The 18,290-nt window shown below is 68.1% G+C and carries 15 protein-coding genes; 8 read left to right on the top strand and 7 right to left on the bottom strand.

The window, feature by feature from the left end; translation table 11 throughout:
• Window positions 1-3: 3 nt before the first annotated feature.
• The gene (locus IAE24_RS07695; RefSeq protein ID WP_034398227.1) at window positions 4-564 is read right to left on the bottom strand and encodes a restriction endonuclease; all 561 of its coding nucleotides are present in this window, start codon (window positions 562-564) and stop codon (window positions 4-6) included.
• Window positions 565-702: 138 nt separating this feature from the next.
• Between IAE24_RS07695 and apbC the strand changes: the two genes are divergently transcribed.
• From apbC to IAE24_RS07675, 4 genes are all read left to right on the top strand, one after another.
• Window positions 703-1,794: an iron-sulfur cluster carrier protein ApbC gene (apbC, locus tag IAE24_RS07690; protein ID WP_012203771.1), complete on the top strand. Its 1,092-nt coding sequence runs from the start codon at window positions 703-705 to the stop codon at window positions 1,792-1,794.
• Window positions 1,795-1,813: 19 nt separating this feature from the next.
• On the top strand, window positions 1,814-2,773 hold the full coding sequence (locus tag IAE24_RS07685) for a LysR family transcriptional regulator (protein WP_199960126.1): 960 nt from the start codon (window positions 1,814-1,816) through the stop codon (window positions 2,771-2,773).
• A 324-nt stretch (window positions 2,774-3,097) separates the two neighbouring features.
• Entirely contained in the window at window positions 3,098-3,424 is a 327-nt protein-coding gene (locus IAE24_RS07680) for a helix-turn-helix domain-containing protein (protein WP_013803898.1), read from the top strand.
• 47 nt (window positions 3,425-3,471) lie between these two features.
• A complete protein-coding gene (locus IAE24_RS07675; RefSeq protein ID WP_233626135.1) occupies window positions 3,472-4,746 on the top strand; it encodes a type II toxin-antitoxin system HipA family toxin in 1,275 nt (424 codons plus the stop codon).
• Between the two features lie 13 nt (window positions 4,747-4,759).
• On the opposite strand, the gene IAE24_RS07670 is transcribed toward IAE24_RS07675, so the two are convergent.
• The 5 genes from IAE24_RS07670 to IAE24_RS07650 all read right to left on the bottom strand — a co-directional run bounded on the left by IAE24_RS07670 (window position 4,760) and on the right by IAE24_RS07650 (window position 10,677).
• Window positions 4,760-7,102 (bottom strand): xanthine dehydrogenase family protein molybdopterin-binding subunit, encoded by a 2,343-nt coding sequence (locus tag IAE24_RS07670; protein ID WP_199960124.1) that lies wholly within the window; start codon window positions 7,100-7,102, stop codon window positions 4,760-4,762.
• A 107-nt stretch (window positions 7,103-7,209) separates the two neighbouring features.
• On the bottom strand, window positions 7,210-7,893 hold the full coding sequence (locus IAE24_RS07665; RefSeq protein WP_199960123.1) for an N-carbamoylsarcosine amidohydrolase: 684 nt from the start codon (window positions 7,891-7,893) through the stop codon (window positions 7,210-7,212).
• Entirely contained in the window at window positions 7,890-8,975 is a 1,086-nt protein-coding gene (locus IAE24_RS07660; RefSeq protein WP_012203775.1) for a hypothetical protein, read from the bottom strand. Before IAE24_RS07660 ends, IAE24_RS07665 begins: the two co-directional genes overlap by 4 nt.
• 50 nt (window positions 8,976-9,025) lie before the next feature.
• Complete coding sequence (locus IAE24_RS07655) at window positions 9,026-9,877, bottom strand: alpha/beta fold hydrolase (protein ID WP_199960122.1); 852 nt, start codon at window positions 9,875-9,877, stop codon at window positions 9,026-9,028.
• An 11-nt stretch (window positions 9,878-9,888) separates the two neighbouring features.
• Window positions 9,889-10,677 carry a maleate cis-trans isomerase family protein gene (locus tag IAE24_RS07650; RefSeq protein WP_325100518.1) on the bottom strand — a complete coding sequence of 263 codons (789 nt, stop codon included), beginning with the start codon at window positions 10,675-10,677 and terminating at the stop codon, window positions 9,889-9,891.
• A gap of 323 nt (window positions 10,678-11,000) precedes the next feature.
• Here IAE24_RS07650 and IAE24_RS07645 point away from each other — a divergent pair, with 323 nt between their 5' ends.
• The 4 genes from IAE24_RS07645 (at window position 11,001) to IAE24_RS07630 (ending at window position 17,464) form a co-directional block, all read left to right on the top strand.
• The gene (locus tag IAE24_RS07645; protein WP_012203778.1) at window positions 11,001-12,158 is read left to right on the top strand and encodes an FAD-dependent monooxygenase; all 1,158 of its coding nucleotides are present in this window, start codon (window positions 11,001-11,003) and stop codon (window positions 12,156-12,158) included.
• Window positions 12,159-12,261: 103 nt separating this feature from the next.
• Complete coding sequence (locus IAE24_RS07640; protein ID WP_012203779.1) at window positions 12,262-12,819, top strand: (2Fe-2S)-binding protein; 558 nt, start codon at window positions 12,262-12,264, stop codon at window positions 12,817-12,819.
• Window positions 12,816-15,794, top strand: a complete 2,979-nt coding sequence (locus IAE24_RS07635; RefSeq protein ID WP_199960121.1) for a cytochrome c — start codon at window positions 12,816-12,818, stop codon at window positions 15,792-15,794. Before IAE24_RS07640 ends, IAE24_RS07635 begins: the two co-directional genes overlap by 4 nt.
• Before the next feature lie 353 nt (window positions 15,795-16,147).
• A complete protein-coding gene (locus IAE24_RS07630) occupies window positions 16,148-17,464 on the top strand; it encodes an MFS transporter (protein ID WP_012203781.1) in 1,317 nt (438 codons plus the stop codon).
• A 93-nt stretch (window positions 17,465-17,557) separates the two neighbouring features.
• On the opposite strand, the gene IAE24_RS07625 is transcribed toward IAE24_RS07630, so the two are convergent.
• Entirely contained in the window at window positions 17,558-18,001 is a 444-nt protein-coding gene (locus IAE24_RS07625) for a MarR family winged helix-turn-helix transcriptional regulator (RefSeq protein ID WP_016449026.1), read from the bottom strand.
• Between the last annotated feature and the right edge of the window lie 289 nt (window positions 18,002-18,290).

Genomic DNA, 18,290 nt, shown 5'->3' with positions numbered 1-18,290 from the left:
GGATCAGGCCTTGGCCAGCAGGGAGCCCAGGTCCTTGCCGGAGATCAGGGCGATGCCCTGCTGCTTGGCCCAGGCGGCTGCATTCTCGGCCGGCGGCTGCAGCGACAGGTAGCAGACCGTGGCCGCATCGCGCGCCTGGCCTGCGGCCAGCAGGGCGCGCAGCGGCTCCATGCCGTGCACGCCGGCCTTCCAGCGCTTGGCGCTGGCCACGGTGGTGCGGCCTTCGCGTTCCAGCACGAAGTCGGCGCCATCCTTGTCGGACAGGCGGGTCACGGTGTAGCCCTCGGCCTGCCAGGCGCGATCGAGCCGATCGGCGAACTCGCGCCAGCTTTGCTGGGCGGCGATCTCCAGGGCCTGCTCCACCTTGGCGGGGCTGGGCGCGCGCAGCTGGCGCCAGGCGGCAACGCAGCCTATGCCGAAGAAGGGCAGGGCGGTGATGGCGGCGAACGGCGCGATGTCCTTGGGCAGCAGCGCCGTGGACACCAGGGTCACCAGCGCGGCCAGCGCGATGCTGATCCACCAGCGCGAGCGCAGCAGGATCGCGAACAGGGAGTTGTGGGCCATCTTGAATTTCACGGGGCGGATCTTTCGCGGAAAAAGGCGGGAACAGGGGCCGCAAAGGCAGCAAGGCCCGCATTGTCTCGCGTGAGCGAGGGGATGGTGCCTTGGATAGACTATCCGGCTCTAGGAGTAATCAAAGCAATGGCAGTCACAGAACAAGCGCTCTTGGCCGCGCTCTCCAGCGTGCTCGACCCCCACACCGGCAAGGACTATGTGAGTACCCGCGCCCTGCGCAACCTGCAGGTCACGGGGGCCGATGTGGCCTTCGACGTGGAGATGGGCTATCCGGCGCAAAGCCTGGTGCCGGCGCTGCGCGGCCAGTTCGTCGCGGCGGCCAAGACCGTCGAGGGCGTGGGCAATGTCTCGGTCAACATCACGTCCAAGGTCGCCGCGCATGCGGTGCAGCGCGGCGTGCAGTTGCTGCCGGGCGTCAAGAACATCATCGCCATCTCGTCCGGCAAGGGCGGCGTGGGCAAGAGCACGACCACGGCCAACCTGGCGCTGGCGCTGGCCGCCGAGGGCGCGCGCGTGGGCATCCTGGACGCCGACATCTACGGCCCCAGCCAGCCCATGATGATGGGCATCTCGGGCCGCCCCGAAAGCCCCGACGGCAAGACCATGGAGCCCATGGAAAGCCATGGCGTGCAGGTCATGTCCATCGGCTTCCTGGTCAACAACGACCAGGCCATGATCTGGCGCGGCCCCATGGCCACGCAGGCGCTGGAGCAGATGCTGCGCCAGACCAACTGGAAGGATCTGGACTACCTGCTGGTGGACATGCCGCCCGGCACCGGCGACATCCAGCTGACGCTGGCCCAGCGCGTGCCCATGACGGGCGCCGTGGTCGTCACCACGCCCCAGGACATCGCGCTGATCGACGCCAAGAAGGGCGTGAAGATGTTCGAGAAGGTGGGCGTGCCCATCCTGGGCCTGGTGGAGAACATGGCGGCCCACGTCTGCACCAACTGCGGCCATGTGGAGCACATCTTCGGCGCCGAGGGCGGCAAGCAGATGGCGGCCGAGTACGGCATCGACTACCTGGGCGCCCTGCCCCTGTCGCTGCAGATCCGCCTGCAGGCCGACAGCGGCAAGCCCACCGTGGTGGCCGAGCCCGACAGCGAGGCCGCGCAGATCTACAAGAAGGTGGCGCGCGACCTGGCCGTGAAGGTGGCGCTCAAGGCACGCGATTTCACGAGCAAGTTCCCCACCATCACGGTGAGCCAGGGAACCTGACCCTTCTGGCGCTGCCGGCATGAACCTGCTGACCTCGATGCGGTATCTGGCGGCGCTCAACGAGCACCGCCATTTCGGCCGCGCGGCGCTGGCATGCCACATCACCCAGCCGGCGCTGTCCAATGCGCTGCGCGCGCTGGAGGAGGAGTTCGGCACGGTCATCGTGCGCCGGGGCCGCTCGTTCGCGGGCTTCACGCCCGAGGGCGATCAGGTGCTGGCCACGGCCCTGGCCATGCTGCGGGCCGAGGAAGGCCTGCGCCAGGAACTGAGCGCTGCCGCCGGCGCGCTGCGCGGGCAGCTGCGCATGGCGGCCGTGCCCACGGCCATGCCCATGCTCACGCGCTTTGCGGCCCTGCTGCGCGAGCACCATCCGGGCATCACGCCCGTGGTGCTGTCCATGAGCTCGGCCGAGATCGAGAGCGGGCTCGAAGACCTGTCGCTGGACCTGGCCCTGGGCTACAGCGCGCGCATGCCGCCGCGCGGCCCGCGCCTGCAGTCCTGGCCCCAGTACGAGGAGCATTACTACCTGCTGTGCCGCGAGTGTCGCGATGGGCAGGGCGAGGGCTGGCCCTTTGCCTTTGGCGCCGACATCGCCTGGCGCGAAGTGGCCGGCATGCCGCTGTGCCTTCTCACGCCCGACATGCACAACCGCACGGTGATCGACGAGGCCTTCGCCGCCGTGGACATGGCCGTGCAGCCCGCCATGGAAACCAACTCCGTGCTGACCCTGGTGATGGCCGTGGCGCAAGGAACGGATGGCATGACCACCGTGCTGCCCGGCGCCATGGTGGCAACGGTGCGCCACATGCCGGGCCTGGTGGCCCGGCCGCTGCGCTCGCCCGAACTGGTCACGCCCATAGGCTTCATGGCCCAGCAGGGCGTGGCGCCCACGCGCGCGCTGCAGGCCGCGCTGCAACTGCAGGACGACGCCGGTTGGCGTGCGCAGTGCCTGCGGCATGCGGGGGCGCTGGCGGGTTAGGGCCTGTTCACACTAATGCGAGGATCGCGTTGCCCCGCAGCCGGGCAACCCGAAGGGAGGCTGCCTGCCAGCCCGCCAATCAAGGCGCGCGACGCCGTACGTGTGCTCACACGCACAAGGAGCGCAACGCTGAGTGGCGGGCTGGCAGGCAGCTTCGCGACCCCGCATTAGTGTGAACAGGCCCTAGCGCCCTTCGCTGGAAGCAGCGACCGGGAGTGCTGTCTGTTGGGTTTCTTCCGGCACAGGCGGGCATCGTTCAAAGGCCGTAATATCATTCATATCAGAGCGCTTGCATGCCGCAAGCACTCGTATGAGAATATTTTGATGGCAACTGCAACCAATCTTCCTGTTGATCGGGCCATCAAGGCACTGGGCCAGAGCATTGAACTGGCGCGGCGGCGGCGGGGGCTGTCGCAGGCCGATCTGGCATCCCGCATGGGCGTTTCGGTCAGCACCGTGCGCCGCCTGGAAGATGGCCACCCCGGAATTGCGCTTTCCTATCTGGCAAGTGCCCTGCAGGTCTTCGGTGAGTTGGAGAAATTGCGCCTGCTCCTGGACACCCCGACCGACTCCGTCGGACTGGCACTGATGGATGCGCAACTGCCTGCGCGCATCTACAGCAAACGCCGCAAGGCACCCAAGGCGTTCTGAAGGGCGAATGCGACATGGTGACGCGCTCCGCTGCAATGGTCCACAACATGAAGTCGGAACTGGACGTGTGCCTGGGCAAGGCGGGCACGGCCGTGGGCAGGCTGGTATTCGTGCGCAACGGCATGCGCATGTTCACCCAGTTCGCCTACTTCCAGGACTGGCTGGGTCACAAGGATGCGTTCAACGTCTCCCCCGATCTCGCGCTCACGCCGATCTACCAGACGCGCAAACCAGAGACCCGGGAGGACTCCTTGTTCTTCCTTGCGCTGGGAGACACGGAGCCGGATGCCTGGGGGCGGCGTGTCATTGCCCGTGCGCATGCCAAGCGGCGCGAGAATGACCCGGCTCTTGGGGCACTGACCGAACTCGACTACCTTTGCGCCGTCGATGACTTCAGCCGGATGGGCGCCCTGAGGTTGCGCAGTGCGCAAGGCGTCTATCTGGAGTCCGTACGCGCAGGGCAGACTGCGACGCCTCCGATGCTGGAACTGGAGAAAATGCTCGCCTCCTCGAGGGCCGTGGAGCTCGGCAGGGAGTCGGCCCAGGATCTGGCCTACCTGCGGGGCAAGGCGACCTCGCTGGGAGGCATGCGCCCGAAGTGCAGCATCCTTGATGAAAAGGGGCATTTGGCGTTGGGGAAATTCCCCAGCGTTCAGGACGATCGCAATGTGACGCGTGCCGAAGTCCTGGCGTTGAAACTGGCACGCCTGGCCGGCATTGATGCTGCACAAGCCCATGTGGTTGCCGTGCATGGCACACCTGTGGCGGTCATCCGCCGTTTCGACCGTGGGCCCGGGGATACGCGCATTCCCTACATATCCGGCGCCACACTGCTGCAGGCGAGTCGGCAGCATGAACACGCGTACACCGAGGTGCTCGCGCAGATGAAAGGGCTGAGCGCGAACTACGTGGATGACGCGCGGCAGCTATGGCGGCGCCTGGTGTTCCATCACCTCATCACCAATGTCGATGACCATCTGCAAAACCTGGGGTTCCTCTATGTAGGGGACAACCAATGGCAGCTTTCCCCGGCATTCGACATCAATCCCATGCCGGAAAAGAACCGTGAGTCCAAGACATGGTTGAGCGAAGACACAGGCCCCATCACCAGCATGGCGCAGTTGATGGGCCAGGCCTCGCAATTTTCACTGAGCCGCGACCAGTCGCTGGCGATCGTGCGCCAGGTTGTCGAGGCCGTGTTGCAGTGGCGCGTGCTGGGCCTGTCTGCGGAGGTTGGAATGACCGCGCAGGAACTCGATGAGTTTGCCCTGGCGTTCGACCACCCGGACCTGGATGACGCCAGGAAACTGGCGGGCCTGTGAACGCCTGGACGGTTTAGGCCGGCTGGGTCCGCTGCCCTGCCAGCGCAGTCTCTGGCGTGGCGTTCGGCGCGGCATTCAGTGCGGCGCGCACCACGTCGGGCGTGAAGGGCGCGGCGTAGAAGCGCCGGCCGGTGGCGTCGAACAGCGCATTGGCCAGCGCGGCCGGGCCGGGGACCGAGGCCGATTCGCCTGCGCCCATGGGGGGCTCGTCCTGGCGCGGCATCAGCACCACTTCGATGGGGGGCAGGTCGCGGAAGCCGATGATGGGGTAGCTGCCCCACTCGCGGCTGGCCACGCCTTGCGCATTGAAGGCGACCTTCTCCATCAGGCTGCGGCTCAGGGTCTGGATGACATTGCCGTGGATCTGGTGGCGCACGCCGTCGGGGTTGACCATCATTCCCGTGTCCTGGCCCACGACCAGTCGCCGCACGGTGATGCGGCCGCTGGCGGGGTCCACGTCGATGTCGATGACCCAGGCGGCCCAGGCTGCGCCGAAGCCGGGAAAGCGGCTGTGGATGTAGCGCGCATAGGCCACGCCGCGCCCGTGCAGCAGGCCGTCGGCGCCGGGGCGGCCCCGGCTTCCCGGCTGGTTTTGCTGCCAGCCCGCGTGGCGTGCCGTGGCCTCGATCAGCTCGACGGCGCGCAGGTCATCGAGGTGGCGAACACGGTAGTCCACGGGGTCGGCGCCGGCCGCATGGGCCAGCTCGTCGATCATGCAATCGTGGGCAAAGGAATTGGGCAGGGCCGAGACGCCGCGCAGCCAGGACGAGCGCACGATGGGCGCCATGTCATGGCAGGTGATGCGCTGGCTGGCGTAGCGGTAGGGCGGCACGGCCGTGCGGTCGCCCATCTCCAGCGTGCGCGGCTCGCCCGGGATGCGGCCCGTGAGCAGCAGGGCCAGCAGCGGCGCGTCGTTGGAGGGGTAGCGCACGGCAAAGTCGTAGGCCAGCAGTTCGCCCCGGGCATCGATGGCCGCGCTCACGTCCATGAGCTGGGCCGTGCCCTTGGGCTCCCACTGGTGTTCCTGCTCGCGCGTGAGCTGCACGCGCACGGGCGCGCCCACGGCCATGGACAGCAGGGCGGCGTCGGCGCAGACATCGTCGGCGCAGTTGCGGCCGTAGCAGCCGGCCGCCTCCAGGCGCACGATCTCGATGCGGTCCTCGCCCAGTTGCAGCAGGCGGTCCAGGTCGGTGCGCAGCATGTGGGGGTTCTGCGTGCCGGCCCAGAGCTTGAGACGGCCCCCGCTGAAATCGGCCACGGCGCAGGACGGGCCGATGGAGGCATGCATCTGGTAGGGCCAGACGTAGCTGCGGCGCAGTTCGGTGGCCGCACCCGTGCCGACGACCGCGAAGGCGTCGTCCACAGTGCCCTGGTCCACCAGCGAGCGGTGCTGGGCGGGATTGGCGCGTATCGCCGCAGCCAGATCGGATAAGTCAGGTGCCGGCGGCACGGCCTGCCATTGCACGCGCAGCGCGCGCATGGCGGCAATGGCCTGTTCCTCGCGGTCGGCGACCACGCCGACGAAGTCGCCCTCGGTGACCACCAGCACGTTGCCAGGCAGGTGGGCCACGGAGTCGCGCTCCACGGCCACCAGGCAGCGGCCGATGAAATCGCCGCCGTCGCGGCCCGGGTGCGGAGGGCGGATGACGCGGCCATGGCGCATGCCGGGCACGCGCACATCGTGCACAAAGCTCAGCTCGCCCGTGGCCTTGGCAGGGATGTCCACGCGCGCCGCGCCACGGCCGACCAGCCGGTATTCGCTGGCGGGCTTGAGCTTCACTTCCTGATCGGGCGGGGCCAGCGTCAGCTGCAGTTGCTGGCCGCGCAGCAGATCGCCATAGCGGAGTTCGCGGGCATCGCTGCCATCGGCAAAGTGCACCGCACCTTCCCGCGCCTGGAGCCGGTCTGCCGCCACGCTCCATTGCTGCGCGGCCAGTGCCAGCAACTGCTCGCGCGCCTGGGCGGCGGCGCGGCGCAGCGGCACGGCCGAGATCTGGATGCTGGCGCTGGCAATGGTCGGGCCCTGGTTGGGCGCGGCGGCCGTGTGGCCCAGCACCATGTCCAGGTGCGCCAAAGGCACTTCGAGTTCTTCCGCCACGATCTGCGCCAGGGCCGTGCGTATGCCTGTGCCCAGGTCCACATGGCCGTTGAAGGCCAGGGCGCGCCAGCCCTGGGGCGCGGCTTCGTCGGCCAGCACGGCCACGAAGACCTCGGGCGTGGACTGCACATAGTCGGTGGCCGTGCCGGGCTGGCCGGGCGCAGGGCGCGGCGGCGCCACGGGCTGGCGCACCACGAGCAGGGTGTCGGCGCGCGTGAGCAGCTGTGCGTGCAGGGCTTGGGGCTGGGGCAGGTTCATGGGGCGGTGTTCTTCGCGGGCACGCCTTCAGGCGTGCCCTGTGCATGTTATGCACTCCGGGGCCGGCTGCGCAGGGCCGGCCCCATAGGCGCGTTGGCGCGGTGGGATCAACCTGCGGCGAGGGCGTCGGTGTCGGCGATGGCCTGGCTCAGCGGCATCACGGCCGCGTACTTCTGGGCCATGTCGAACAGGTTGGCCTCGTGCGGGCCCAGGGCGCGGTCGCCGCAGCAGTCGGCCACCACCAGCGGGCGAAAGCCCGACTGCATGGCATCGACCACGCTGGCGCGCACGCAGCCGCTGGTCACGCAGCCGGCCACCAGCAGGGTCTGCACGCCGCGCTGTGCCAGCCAGGGTGCGAGCATGGTGCCGAAGAAGGCTGAGGGCGTGCTCTTGCGCACCACGTATTCGCCAGCGGCCGGGGCCAGCTGGGGCACGATGGCGCTGTTGGGGCTGTCTTCCTTCAGGGTCAGCATGCCGGGCACCTTCAGGCAGAAGATGTTGTGGTCGGCATCGTCGTCCGAGAACACGATGCGGCTGTGCGCCACGGGCCAGCCGCGCTCGCGCGCATGGGCCAGCAGGTGCTGCGTCTGCGCGATGGCTTCGGGGATGTTGCCGCCGCCGAACACGGCCGGGTCGGCAAAGCCGTTGACGAAGTCGATGATGAGCAGGCCGAACGGGGCCTTGAGCGGCAGCGGCGTGCCGAAGCCCTGGCGTGCGTAGGCAGAGATGTCGCCCTGCACGCCCTCGGTGGGAACGCTTTGCGTGCTGGTGGTGGCGGTGGCGGTTGTCATGCGATGTCCTTTCCTTGCTTGGACCTTTTGGCGGCGCGCGCCAGTCCTTCCTCGTCCTGCACCACGCCGTCGATGACCGTGGGCTTGCCGTCCAGTGCCACCGAGCAGTGGCGCATGGGAATGTCGATGTGGCAGGCCGTGGTGCGGCTGCCCCCGGCCTCGTTGTTGGGGCCCATGGACCACAGGAAGTTGCCCTCGAAGGCGCGGGCGTCCATGCCGATGTGGGTTTCCTTGTTGTAGTGGGCCAGCATGGACCAGTGGGCGCGCGGCTGCAGCCCCCAGCCGATGTGGGAGACGGCGTAGGCCTCGGGGTCCTCGTAGGAGGCCATGTACTCCTTGAGGATGTCGGCCTGCAGGCCGCCGCTGATGCGCGTGACGTAGCCCTTTTCGATGACGAGTTCGATGGGCTCGGTCACGTAGTCCTTCATGGGCAGCAGGATGTCGCCCCGGTCCAGCACCACGCGGCCGTTGCTCTCGCCCTCGTCGGGCCAGGTCAGCACGAAGCCGCTGGGCCAGTGGTCCCAGCGGCCGGGCTGGTCCACGAAGCCGTATTCGCAGATGGCCGGGAAGCTGCCCAGGCGGCAGCGCAGGTCGGTGCCCGCGGCCGAGGTGATGTGCATCTGCCCGGCCGCCTCGATCAGCTTGGATGCGGCCTGCACGCGCGCGCGGTCGCCCTCGGTGGGCACCAGGCGGCACAGCACCTCGGGCGGCTCGACGGCCAGCAGGATCTTGGTGCCGGTCTGCAGGATCTCGTGCTGCTCGGGCGAGAACAGCAGCGTCATCAGGTCCAGCACCAGGTCGCTGGCCTTGAGCGCGGCGATGGCGGCGGGGTTGCCGGTCAGCGGCGTCGTGCCCAGGTAGGCCAGCGAGTCGCGGCTCAGTGATTTTTCGGCGTTGACGGGCGGCAGGTCCAGGCGGTTGACGCGCGCCCCCATTTCGCTGGAGGCGGCAATGGCGCAGCGCAGTGTCTGCGGGTGCGTGTCGGCGCCCGTGAGCACGGTGACGGTCTGGCCGGCTTCGAGCCGGGACAGCGTGAGCACCTGCTTCCAGGCGTGGATCAGATCGATATCGCTGACGGACATGGTCGGCTCCTTGGTGTCGCGATGGATGGGAGTGGGCTGCGGTTGGACATTCAGTCCACCCGCGCGCCTAGGAAATCGCCGAGCGCAGCGTAGAAGCCGGCCTCGTTGTCCCAGGGAATCATGTGGCCGGCGTTGGGCACGCGCACATGCTCGGTCTGGGGTGCCAGGCCTTGCCACTCGGCCACGTCCTCGCTGCGCACCACGTCGCCGCGCTCGGCCGTGACCAGCAGCAGCGGGTGCTGGATGCGGGGCAGGTCGGCATGGATGTCGTCACGGCCGAAGTCCTCGAAGCTCTGCACGATGGCCGGCTCGTGGCAGGTGTGCAGCCACTGGGCGCGCAGCTGGCGCTGCTCTTCGGTCCAGGTGGGGCAGAAGGCGCGCATGGCCTCGGCATCCATGCCCAGCGTGGCCTGGCGGATGGAGTCCACATACCAGGGCAGGGCGGCCGGGTAGGCGCGGCGGCCGGGGCCGGAGACCGGCGGATCGACGATGACCAGGCGCGTGAGCCCCACCGGCTGGCTGCGTGCGGCGCGCACGGCGATGCGTCCGCCCATGGAGTGGCCGACCAGCGCCCAGCGCTGCAGGCCCAGTGCCTGGGCGAAGGCGGCCACGTCGGCGGCCTGGGCATCGAGGCTGTAGTCCAGGCCCGGGCCCGAGGACGACAGGCCGCGCCCGCGCACATCGAGCACGTAGGTGTCGAACTGGCGGCCCAGGTGCTCGGCCACGAAGCCCCAGGTCACGGCCGGGCTGGTGATGCCGGGGATCAGGATGACGGCGTCGCGCTGCGCGCGTTCGCCCTCGGCGCCGCCGTAGCGCAGGTAGTGCTGGCGGATGCCGTTGGCGTGGACGTTGCCGCCGTAGCGGAATGTGCTGGGGGTGGGGGAGTTGGAGTGGCTGGTCATGCGTGTGTTCCTCAGGCCTTGGCTGCGCTGGTGCCGGTGTCGTAGGGATAGGCGCCCGACAGCAGCGCGCCCGCGCCCGGCACCACGGGGTCCAGCCCCAGTTCCTTGAGGATGGCATAGGTGGTGGCGATGGAGGCGGTCAGCACGGGCTTGCCGGTCTGGGCCTCGACCTGGGCCACGGCCGGCAGCGAGGGCATCTGCACGCAGGCCGACAGCACGATCACGTCGGCGTCGGCGTAGTTCATGCCGGCCACGATGCCGGGCAGCTTGGCGGGGTCGTGGCGGCCCACGTCCAGGTTGTCGGGGATCTCCAGCGCGCGCCAGTCCACGATCTCGAAGCCTTCGGCGGCCACGTAGTCCATGACCAGCTGGGTCAGCGAAATCATGTAGGGCGCCACCAGGGCGATCTTCTTGGCGCCCATGACCTTGAGCGCCTCCACCAGCGCGCCGGCGCTGGTGATCACCGGGGCGGTGGCGCCATTGCTGGCCGTGCGCTCGGTCAGGCGCTGCTGCGAGACGCGATGGTAGCCCTTGCCCATGGCCATGATGGCCACCAGGCAGGCATAGCCCAGCACGTCCACGCGCGCGTCGCTCAGCTCCAGCGCGCAGCGGTCGCTTTCGGCGTCCATGGCGGCCAGCTCCTCCTTCTGGACCTTCTTCATGCGCATGCGGCTGGAGTGGAAGGTGAAGCGGTCCTGCGGGCGCAGCGTGGAGTGGGCCTGCAGCATGGCAGGCACTTCGGTCTCCATGGTGGTGTTGGAGCTGGGGACGATCTGGCCGATGCGGAACGTTTTGGTCATGGACTTGCCTTTGCGAAGTTTCGAGGGTTTCTGATCAGAATCAACTGAGTGTGTACGCTTTATTCTTGCAAAAGACGTGCCGCCTTGCAAATGAGAATTTTCTCGGGGTTTGTACTGATTTGGTGCAGAAATTGCACCAAAAATGGCGAACTTCAATTTATTCTGCCGCCCTATGGTGCATGCGTCGATTTGAAAAATTCAAGCGCATACACCTGAATTAAGTGTTTTGTTGCCTGGCACGCTTCCTGCTCTACACCCTGCAAGGACGCGCCGAAGCAACGGTTGCCCCGTCTGGCTTTCAACATTCCTGCAAGGAGAAAACTGTGTCTCAATCCCCTCGAATCGCCGTTGTCGGCGCCGGTCTCGGCGGGGCTGCAGCTGCCAAGCTGCTGCTCCAGGAAGGCTTCAATGTCCGCGTCTATGAGCAGGCGCCCAGCTTCTCGCGCCTGGGAGCCGGCATCCACGTCGGGCCCAATGTGATGAAGATCCTGCGCCGCATCGGCATCGAGGACGCGCTCAACGAGCAGGGCTCGCATCCCGACTACTGGTACAGCCGCCACTGGCAGACGGGCGACGTGCTGGCCCAGATCCCGCTGGGCGACTACGCCGTCAAGGAATACGGCGCCAGCTACCTGACCGTGCACCGTGGCGACTTCCATGCGCTGCTGGTCGAGGCCCTGCCCGACAGCGTGATGGCCTACGGCAAGTTCCTGACCAAGGTGGAGGACCGCGGCAATGTGGTGGTCATGCACTTTGCGGACGGCACGACCGAGGAGGCGGACATCGTCATCGGCGCCGATGGCGTGAACTCCCGCATCCGCGAGGAACTCCTGGGCCCGGAACTGCCCAAGTACGCGGGCTACCTGGCCCACCGCGCCGTGTTCCCCACGCCCGAGGTCAAGGCCGGCATGCTGCCCTTCGATGCCTGCGTGAAATGGTGGAGCGATGACCGCCACATGATGACCTACTTCGTCACCGGCAAGGCCGACGAGCTGTACTACGTGACCGGCGTGCCCGTCGAGAAGTGGGACCTCAACGATCGCTGGCTGGAAAGCAGCAAGGAAGAGATGCGCGAGGCCTTCTCGGGCTGGCATCCCACCGTGCAGGCACTGATCGACGCCACCGTGGAAGTGACCAAGTGGTCGCTGCTCGAGCGCGATCCGCTGCCGCTGTGGAGCCGTGGCCGCCTGGTGCTGCTGGGCGATGCCTGCCACCCCATGAAGCCCCACATGGCCCAGGGTGCGGCCATGGCCATCGAGGACGGCGCCATGCTGGCGCGCTGCCTCAAGGAAGTCGGCGCGCACAACCATGAGCTGGCCTTCGCCCTGTACGAAGCCAACCGTGCCGAGCGCGCCAGCAAGGTGCAGCGCATCTCGCACGACAACACCTGGCTGCGCACCAACGAAGATCCGTCCTGGTGCTTCGGCTACGACGTGTTCAACGTGCCCCTGGTCGAGCCCAAGGTCAAGGCAGCGGCCTGATACTCGCTGCCTTGCCGGACGAGGGGAGGGAATCCCCCCCCTCCTGTCCGGCCGCAGAACGCCGACATCCTGAACCGCAGCCAAGTTGCAAGAGCCTCGTCCCATGGGAACCCCAGTCCATCCAAGCAGTACACCCAGCCCCATCCGCCTGCAGGTCAATGCACGCGCATGCGAGGTGCCGGCAGCGCCCGGGACGGCGCTGCTGCATGTGCTGCGCAATGACCTGGAGCTGAACGGGCCCAAGTACGGCTGCGGCCTGGGCGAATGCGGCGCCTGCACGGTGCTGATCGATGGCGTGGCCGCGCGTTCCTGCGTGATCCCCGTGCGGGCGGCCGTGGGCCGCGAGGTCACCACGCTGGAAGGCCTGGGCTCGCGCCAGTGCCCCGGCCCCACGCAGCAGGCCTTCATCGACTGCCAGGCGGCCCAGTGCGGCTACTGCCTCAACGGCATGATCATGACCGTGGAGGCCCTGCTGCGCCGCAACCCCAATCCCACCGAGCAGGAGCTGCGCAACGAGCTGCACCACAACCTGTGCCGCTGCGGCACGCATGTGGAAATCATGCAGGCCGCCCTGCGCGCCGTGCAGCTGCGTGCGCAACGCGCCGCGCTGCAGGCGCCCTCCGGTTTTCCATCTTCCAGCGCGGGCGAGGTCCAGCCATGAGCCCGGCCGGCAACACTCCCGCCCTGCCTTCCGACCTGCTGCACGGCCTGGCGCTGCGCCCGCCCGTCGCGGCCTGGGACGGTCTGCGCTACCGGGGCAGCGTGCCCCTGCATGCACGGCTGCAGGACGCCCAGGCCATGGCCGGCGTGGTGGCTGCGGTGCAGCGCGGGCATTTTCTGGGTGTGGTGGCCGTGGCGCCTGTCCATGCCCGGCAGGCCGCTGCCAGCCTGGCCCCTGCCTGGGATGACCGGCAGGAAGCCAGGGCCGCCAGCGCGCCCCGTGCTGCCGACAGAGCCGACAAGGCCGACAAGGCCGACCTGCCCGATGCCGGCCGCTATGTCTGGCGCATGGCTGTGCCCGTGTCTTGCGAGGGTGCCGCACGCGCAGCCGTGTGGTGCCTGGACGGCCATGCCAGCGTCTGGTTGCCGCCCTGCGACGCCGATGTGCGGCAGATGATCGGCCGTGAACTGGCTGCACTGCTGCAATGCCCCGAGTCCGCGCTGCGGCTGTTCAGCCTGCCGGCCACGGCGGCCGGCACCCCGCATGTGATGGATCTCATGGACGCAGCGGCCGATGCGGCCCTGCTGTCCCAGGCCGTGGGCCGGCCTGTCAGCGTGGCCTGCGAGGCCTGGACTGCTGCGGGCAGCGCACACAGCCGGGAGCTGGTGCTGCGCGTGGATGCGCAGCCTTCGCAAGGGCTTGAAGCCTACACGGTGGTGCAGCCTCAGCCGGGCAATGCATCGCCGCAGCCAGACCTGCTGCTGTCCGACACGCCCTGGGCCGTGCGCCCCAGCATGGCGCGCCTGTTGAGCCAGCCCGAGCTGGCGCGCGCCGCGGCCCTGGCCACCGTGCTCGATGCCGGCGAAGTGCATGAACGCAGGCTGGCCGCCAGCCTGCGGCATGCCGGCGTCGATGATCTGAATGCCGCCCAGGTCTTTGCCCGCGAAAGCCACTGGCATGAGCAGGCGCTGGATCAGGGCCGTGACCCGCTGCAATGGCGGCTGCAGCACCTGCCCGAAGGCCCGGTGCGCGATCTGGCCCGGCAGGTGGCCGAGCGTGCGCAGGCATCGCAGCAGGCACCGTCCCACGAGGGTGCCGACGGCCGCCTGCTGGGCCGGGGCTTTGCCACCGCCCAGCTGCAGACCCTGGATGCGCAGGGCGCCGATCTCCATGCCTGGAGCGCCTGGGTGGCCGAGGTGGCCGTGCACCCGCAAACGGGGCAGATCGAAGTGACCCGCGTCGTGGCCGGCCATGACAGCCGCAGCCTGCAAGCGGCGCAGGCCGCCAGCACGCGGCCCGAGATCGTCCAGCAGGACCCGCAATTGCTGGCCGATGCGCGCCGGCTGCTGGGCGCGGCCCCCGCTTTTGACGACTGGGCAGGGTCCACAGCTTCCGCTGCTTCTTTCGATGTGATCGCCAAGCCCGGCTCCGACCTGGCGCAGCATGCGCCCGGCGATGTCGCAGTCATCCGCCAGGGCGATCTGGCGCTGGATGGAGTGGCCACGCTGCCCGCCGCCGCCGCCATTGCCAACGCCATTCACCATGCGACAGGCGTGCGCCTGCGCGAAGTGCCCTTTCAGCCAGAGCAACTGCGCCTTGCCCTGGCGGGCGATGGGGCGGGCAGGCCCGGTGCGGCGCGGCCCGGCCGTGGCTGGGGCTGGCTGGCCGCTGGCGCCGCAGGCCTTGCCGGCATGGCCGCCATGGCCTGGCCGCTGAAGCCGGCCCTGCCGCTGACCGACGGGCCCGACGTTTCCCTGTACTCGCCGCAGGCCCTGGAGCGCGGCCGCCTGGTGGCCGCTGCGGGCGACTGCGTGGTCTGCCACACGGCCCCGGGCGGTGCGGCCAATGCCGGCGGCTTCGGGCTGGAGACGCCGTTCGGCACCATCTACTCCACCAACATCACGCCCGACAACGAAACCGGCATCGGCCGCTGGTCCTACGCGGCCTTCGAGCGCGCCATGCGCCACGGCATCCACCAGGATGGTCGCCAGCTGTATCCGGCCTTCCCGTACACGGCCTTCGCCAAGCTCAGCGATGGCGACCTGCAGGCCCTCTACGGCTACCTGATGTCCCAGCCCGCCGTGAAGGCCAAGGCGCCCGAGACGCAGCTGGCCTTCCCCTACAACCTGCGCCCGGCCATGGCGGGCTGGAACCTGCTGTTCCACGACGCCACGCCCTTCAAGGCCGACCCCGCGCGCAGCGCCGAATGGAACCGGGGCGCCTACCTGGTCGAAGGCGCGGGCCACTGCGCGGCCTGCCACTCGCCGCGCAATGCGCTGGGTGCGGAAAAGACCGGCATCCACTACCTGGGCGGCGGCGAGGCCGAAGGCTGGACGGCGCCCGCGCTCAATCAACTGGCCGGCGGCAAGCTGCCCTGGAGCCGCGAAGAGCTGTACCAGTACCTGCGCACCGGCTTCTCGGCCCGCCACGGCGTGGCGGCAGGCCCCATGGCGCCCGTCATCCACGGCCTGGCCCAGTTGCCCGAAGCCGATGTGCGCGCCATGGCCACCTATCTGATGGAACTGCCGGGCCAGGCCCCTCAGGCCGCCCAGGCCGCCGCCCCGGCCATGCCGGCACCGGCCGCCGTGCAGGCGGCGGCGCCTGCGGCTCCACCTGCCAGGGCCCTGGACCGCCACGCCAATGGCGAGCGCATCTACCAGAACGCCTGCGCGGTCTGCCATGAGGCGGGCAGCGGACCCACATTGTTCGGCGTCAAGCCGCAGCTGGCCCTGAACACCAACCTGCACGCGTCCAGCCCCGACAACCTGGTCCAGGTGATCCTGAACGGCATACAGGCGCCGGCCGACGATGCGCTGGGCTACATGCCCGGCTTCGGGGACAGCCTGGACGACAGGCAGATCGCGGACCTGCTCGGATATTTGCGCGAACGATTTGCACCGGAGGAAAAAGCTTGGCCAGACGACACGAAGACGATTAACCGGCTGCGCATGCAGGCACAGGCGCATGCGCACTGAGGGCGGCAATGGGCAGCAATGGGCGGCGGCATGGGCGATGCCGCGGATATGGACACCTTGCCCTGGAATCTCTCCAGGGCCTGGGTCCTGACATCTGATGCTGGGGACGGGTGATGGGCAACAACGGGCGGCGCTGTCGATGTGCAGCCTGTCCGCAATGCGCCCATCGCCCGGATGCAGAGACCGACATCCGGAAATTTTCCATCGGGCCATGGAGATGGCGCCGAGGGAGCGGTTCGCTCCGGATGTGTGAAGGGTGGAAGGCACGGCAGGAGACGGCAACACAAGCTGAACGGCCTTGCCTGGGAAAAGACAGATTCAACAATTGCGATGGCTAGAAAAGGAGTCCCTGCATGTCATCTACATACATTTCGGTGGAAAAAGGCATCCAGACAGCGGGTGTCGGCAAGTTCCAATATCGGCTGTTCGTCATCTTCGGGCTGGTCTGGCTGGCCGATGCCATGCAGGTGCTGTCCATCGGCTTCAGCGCGCCGTCCATTGCCAAGACCTTCGGCAAGACCGTGCCCGAGGCGCTGCAGACCGGCACCTTCTTCTTCATCGGCATGCTGATCGGCGCCTTCGTCTTCGGCCGCCTGGCCGACCGCATCGGACGCCGCCCGGTGCTGATGATGGCCGTGGTGATCGACGCCTTTGCGGGCGTGGCCTCGGCCTTTGCGCCCGAGTTCGCCTGGCTGCTGGTGCTGCGCTTCATCACCGGCATCGGCGTGGGCGGCACGCTGCCCGTGGACTACACCATGATGGCCGAGTTCCTGCCCAGCGACCGCCGCGGCCGCTGGCTGGTGCTGCTGGAATCGTTCTGGGCCGTGGGCACCATCTTCCTGGCCATCCTGGCGCTGGTGGCCGTGTCCTGGGGTGACGATGCTTGGCGCGTGATCTTCTTCGTGACCGGACTGCCGGCGCTGATCGGCGTGGTGCTGCGCTTCTACATCCCCGAGTCGCCCATGTTCCTCAACCGCAACGGCAAGTCCGAAGAGGCCCGCAAGGTGCTGCAGCGGGTGGCCAAGGTCAACGGCACCACGGCGGAAATCCCCGCCCTGCAGCCTGAAAAGCAGGAGCGCAAATCCATCCTCGCGCTGTTCAACGGCGACCTGCGCCGCCGCAGCCTCTCGCTGTTCCTGGCCTGGGCGCTGATCTCCATCGCCTACTACGGTGTCTTCGTCTACCTGCCCGTCAAGCTCAGCAGCGAGGGCTTCGCCTTCATGCGCGGCCAGGTCTTCTTGGTGGTGCTGGCCCTGGTGCAACTGCCCGGCTTTGCGCTGTCGGCCTATGGCGTGGAGCGCTGGGGCCGCAAGCCCACGCTGATCGGCTTTTTGCTGCTCAGCGCCGTCGGCTGCATGTTCTACAGCCTGGGCTCGTCGCCCTTCGTGGTCATCGGCTCCACCCTGCTGATGAGCTTCTCGCTGCTGGGCACCTGGGGCGCGCTGTATGCCTTCACCCCCGAGGTCTACCCCACCGACCTGCGTGCCAGCGGCATGGGCATGGCCGGCGCCGTGGCGCGCTTCGGCGGCCTGTTCGCCCCGGCCATCATTGCGCCCATCATGGCCACCCACTTCACCCTGGCCCTGGCCGTGCTGTCCGCCATGCTGGTGGGCGGTGCCCTGTCGATCTGGGCCGTGGATGTGGAATCGCGCAACCGGGCGCTGGATTGATGACGGCCTGAGCTGACTGAAAGGTCGGCTCAGCAAAAAGGCCAGAAGGATTTTTCCTTCTGGCCTTTGTGTTTTTTTGGGGGCTGCAACGGCTCAATCCGCCTCGCCACCTTCCAGCATCTTCTTGAGCAAAAAATCCAGCGCCAGGCGCTCGGCCGGATTGAGCTTGCCGTAGGTGCTTTCGGTGATCTGCTTGGCGAAGGGCTCCATGTCGCGCACCAGGTCCTGGCCGGCCTCGGTGAGGTTGATGACGACCTTGCGGCGGTCGATGCGGTCATGGTCCACCTGCACCAGTTCGCGCTGCTTGAGCCGGTCCACCACGCCGCGGATGGTGGCCTGGTCGATCACGGTGGCCTTGACGATGTCGGCCAGCGAGCTGCCGCTGTTGTCGCGCACGGAGCACAGCACCACGAATTGCGCGGCGGTGAGCTGCGAGTCGGGAATGTATTGCTGGAAGAGTGCAGTGTGGCGCTGATAGACACGCCGCAGCAGGTGGCCGATCTGGTCTGAAAAATGATAGCCATCCTGTGGCGTCATGGCTGATGGCGGGTGGTTCATGGTGCGCGTGAGCTTATCAAAATTCACACCAAATACCGTGTGATTTGCGACAAGCCGGGCGCATTTGCCAAGTGGCGCAAACCCGCGCTGGCTGCGGCATCCGCAAGACCAGAGGCAGCAGGCGCAGCACTGCCCGGCGGCTCATTTGCCGATTGAATGGCGCAATCATCCGTTTGAATTTGACGGCTTGCCCGGCAGGCCTTGAAATGGCATGAGAGACAAAGCGCCAGCGGACCGGACCGCGCCGCTCCCCACAACGAAAGCCAGC

This window comes from Delftia sp. S65, assembly GCF_016516495.1.
In the GTDB taxonomy this organism is placed as follows: Bacteria; Pseudomonadota; Gammaproteobacteria; order Burkholderiales; family Burkholderiaceae_C; genus Comamonas; species Comamonas acidovorans.
Note: the sequence above shows the minus strand (reverse complement) of the source record. Positions and strands in the feature narration are given on the sequence as shown.

Excerpts from the sequence above, each read along its gene's own strand:
- IAE24_RS07680 (WP_013803898.1), top strand. The coding sequence starts at position 3,098 with ATGGCAACTGCAACCAATCTTCCTGTTGATCGGGCCATCAAGGCACTG.
- IAE24_RS07695 (WP_034398227.1), bottom strand. The coding sequence starts at position 564 with ATGGCCCACAACTCCCTGTTCGCGATCCTGCTGCGCTCGCGCTGGTGG.
- IAE24_RS07675 (WP_233626135.1), top strand. The coding sequence starts at position 3,472 with ATGAAGTCGGAACTGGACGTGTGCCTGGGCAAGGCGGGCACGGCCGTG.
- IAE24_RS07670 (WP_199960124.1), bottom strand. The coding sequence starts at position 7,102 with ATGAACCTGCCCCAGCCCCAAGCCCTGCACGCACAGCTGCTCACGCGC.
- IAE24_RS07685 (WP_199960126.1), top strand. The coding sequence starts at position 1,814 with ATGAACCTGCTGACCTCGATGCGGTATCTGGCGGCGCTCAACGAGCAC.
- IAE24_RS07635 (WP_199960121.1), top strand. The coding sequence starts at position 12,816 with ATGAGCCCGGCCGGCAACACTCCCGCCCTGCCTTCCGACCTGCTGCAC.
- IAE24_RS07640 (WP_012203779.1), top strand. The coding sequence starts at position 12,262 with ATGGGAACCCCAGTCCATCCAAGCAGTACACCCAGCCCCATCCGCCTG.
- IAE24_RS07665 (WP_199960123.1), bottom strand. The coding sequence starts at position 7,893 with ATGACAACCGCCACCGCCACCACCAGCACGCAAAGCGTTCCCACCGAG.
- IAE24_RS07660 (WP_012203775.1), bottom strand. The coding sequence starts at position 8,975 with ATGTCCGTCAGCGATATCGATCTGATCCACGCCTGGAAGCAGGTGCTC.
- IAE24_RS07650 (WP_325100518.1), bottom strand. The coding sequence starts at position 10,677 with ATGACCAAAACGTTCCGCATCGGCCAGATCGTCCCCAGCTCCAACACC.
- apbC (WP_012203771.1), top strand. The coding sequence starts at position 703 with ATGGCAGTCACAGAACAAGCGCTCTTGGCCGCGCTCTCCAGCGTGCTC.
- IAE24_RS07625 (WP_016449026.1), bottom strand. The coding sequence starts at position 18,001 with ATGACGCCACAGGATGGCTATCATTTTTCAGACCAGATCGGCCACCTG.
- IAE24_RS07630 (WP_012203781.1), top strand. The coding sequence starts at position 16,148 with ATGTCATCTACATACATTTCGGTGGAAAAAGGCATCCAGACAGCGGGT.
- IAE24_RS07655 (WP_199960122.1), bottom strand. The coding sequence starts at position 9,877 with ATGACCAGCCACTCCAACTCCCCCACCCCCAGCACATTCCGCTACGGC.